We start from the raw sequence: 2,726 nt of genomic DNA, 5'->3' as shown, positions 1-2,726 counted from the left end.
GTCTCTGGAAGGTGTCGCTCAACAGCAAGGTTTTTTAAGACTTCAGCTGTTGATGTAATACGCAAACGCTCCGCCATGAGGTCTAACTTCATGTTGGCAATTTTTTGATTAATCACTTCTTCAAGCTGATGCGTTTTTTGAAGGCTTGCGACCACTACCGGTTCAATGGGTTCAGGACCAATTCCATTGGTCTTGACGTCCTCAACGACCCTGCCGTAAAAATCTTTGATAAAAAAATATAGCAACACAATGAACATCAGCGCACTGATGATCATGATGAGTTTTCCGGTGGTGAAGTTGGCAAATAGGCTCATAGTCAATTCATTCGGATATTTGATAATCACATGGAGCGAAATTATTCATGCCACGATGCCCCTAGATACCATCGATTAAGGCGACCTTGAACTCTAGCATTCTCGATAGCGCTGCGCGTACTTTCAAACTCTTTTAGAACCATCCTATTAGGTTCATATAGTTCGCAGCCCGCACGAATGCGATCCATTGCCGCTCCCGGACGAACGTTCTTAATTACAAGATCAATCGTAGTAGAGCGTGATTTCAAGCGCTCAAAATAGCCAGAATGCCAATACCGGCCAACCTCTACTTCAGTTGCACCCAAACGAATATCTAACAACATTCCATGATCAGAAATATCAATTACCTTCGTTAGTAATTCCTGGCCCGCACCCAAGCAAAGGACAAAGCTCAAGTCCTCATCACCGGGACCTAAGGTACGGAATTCTTTTCTACGCTGAATCAAAATTAAATCGGCCGGCAAGGGGCATGTGAGATTGCCGTCTTCAGTTAACTTGAGATTGTTCGCTAAAAATTGCATCTTGCCAGTGTCGCCACACAGCACAACCAGTCTTTGACCGCCGACTAAACCAGTCAGACCACCTTCAGGCTTGATTAGAGGCTTCATCACCAATAAGCCTTGCGCAATATCCAACAACGATACAGGCAATTCTCTTGCTGATCCATCAAGTGTAAATAAACCAGCAAGCGGCTTTTTGTGAAGCTCGCGCTCGATTGTTTTTGCAATCGCACGAGGCTCTACATGAAACTTAGGTTCAATGCTTTTCAGCGCTTCAGGAGGGAATATATTAAATTTCATGAGATTGAATTAAGGCGCACAAACTTGACTCTGCACAATTGCTAAAGGACTTTCCTCGGGAACTGGCTCATCATTTAACTCGAAACCAGAACCGGTTTGCAGCATTGGCTTGCCCCCTGCCATAGGCTCTGCATAATTGACGGTTGCTAAAGTGGAGTAGGTATTACGCGCGCAGTTAAAAAGAATATTGCGACGAACTGACGCTACTCGAGACTGTCCATCACTCGATTTTCGATTTGTAATGATCCAAACCTTTTTCCAGTCAGGCGGCAATAACTTGATAGAACTTTTGTAGTAAGCAATGGTGTAGTGCTTACCGTCAAGCACCGTAACCAAATCGTCGTTTGCCTGCGCATACGCCAAGCTCACCCCAAAAAAACTGGAGAGAACTAATACAACGAGATTGATCGAAAAAGGCTTGCCCATGGTGAAAACCATCTAAATTGGCAATTATACGGATATCTAGGGGGTAAAAGCACCCCAACTTAGAACAAGTTGTAGTGATCAGTTATTGGGCAAGGCCAACTCTGTCAATACTAAAACCCTAATTAGGATTGAGGGGTCTCCAGACCACCCTCTTCAGCCGGCAAAGGGATAGACTCCCCATCAATGACATGCTTTACCCAGTAGCGTGCAGCAGCGATATTGGTCGTATAAAACGCAATTTTGCTACTCTTTTCAATCGTATAGAAACGCTCGCCACGAATGCGATGCTCGGTAATGACTGGATTTTCCATAATGTGAAATGTCTCTTTTATTCTCTGGTGATTTTAATACGGCTAAATAGACTGCTTCGATTAGACAATTTTTATCCCATCAATTGGAATCTAGCAAGATATAACGCTTAAGCCTTTAATTTGTATAGGTATTTACACAAAATTTATGGTTAGAATGGTGTTATGCACTCGGAACTGTATTCACTGCAATTGAGGATTGGCACCGCCCAATCCCAGGGCGCGCCCGGATCACCTCACCTACTGGACTTCGGTAGGTAGCAATATGGCCATCTCACTGAATAACCGCCTGAGTACTCAGGTAAGCCTTACCCCGCAACTACAGCAGGCCATCAAACTACTTCAGCTGTCCAATAATGAGCTGGAGCAAGAATTAGCCAAGGCCGCAGAAGACAATCCGCTCCTAGAATTTGAGCCCAACCCTGAAATTGAGTCCAATCTCAGTCAATCAAACGAACGAATCGAAACTCCACAGAACAATTGGTCCAATACCAGCCAGTCAAGCCAAGATGATGAAGACTGGGTAGAGCGCTATGAAAGAGTTGCCCATCAACAAACCCTGCTTGAACACTTAGAAGAGCAAATTCATTTACTTCATACCCCCCCTCAAGAACAGTCGATTCTGACGTACTTAGCTGGATGCCTTGATGAGAGGGGTTATTTGATAGACGATATAGAGACCATTAATACAGAGATTGGAGCTCTACTCCAAGATCAAGACCTGAACTCTGCCGAACTTTTAGAGCATGGACTAAGTCAACTCAAGCTCCTTGACCCCCCAGGAGTTGGTGCGCGCAATCTTGCAGAGTGCCTTTCTTTACAAATTGATCGCATTCTAGATGAGCAACAAGGCAATGCAGATGACTGGCAACTTGCCA

General features: G+C 44.5%; 4 protein-coding genes and 1 pseudogene. 1 reads left to right on the top strand and 4 read right to left on the bottom strand.

Features of this window, described 5'->3' with window-relative positions:
- The 4 genes from B7Y67_RS14705 to B7Y67_RS14690 all read right to left on the bottom strand — a co-directional run.
- Window positions 1–314: hypothetical protein (locus tag B7Y67_RS14705; RefSeq protein WP_293599281.1), on the bottom strand; the 314-nt coding region annotated here is incomplete at its 3' end.
- A gap of 41 nt (window positions 315–355) precedes the next feature.
- Entirely contained in the window at window positions 356–1,114 is a 759-nt protein-coding gene (locus B7Y67_RS14700; RefSeq protein WP_215302727.1) for a hypothetical protein, read from the bottom strand.
- 9 nt (window positions 1,115–1,123) lie between these two features.
- On the bottom strand, window positions 1,124–1,540 hold the full coding sequence (locus B7Y67_RS14695; RefSeq protein WP_293599280.1) for a surface-adhesin E family protein: 417 nt from the start codon (window positions 1,538–1,540) through the stop codon (window positions 1,124–1,126).
- Window positions 1,541–1,662: 122 nt separating this feature from the next.
- A complete protein-coding gene (locus tag B7Y67_RS14690; protein WP_215302723.1) occupies window positions 1,663–1,851 on the bottom strand; it encodes a hypothetical protein in 189 nt (62 codons plus the stop codon).
- A 196-nt stretch (window positions 1,852–2,047) separates the two neighbouring features.
- On the opposite strand from B7Y67_RS14690, the pseudogene B7Y67_RS14685 reads away from it, so the two are divergent.
- Window positions 2,048–2,726, top strand: a pseudogene (locus tag B7Y67_RS14685) (hypothetical protein); the annotation flags it as partial.

The sequence above is a fragment of the Polynucleobacter sp. 35-46-11 genome, from assembly GCF_002281105.1.
Note: the sequence above shows the minus strand (reverse complement) of the source record. Positions and strands in the feature narration are given on the sequence as shown.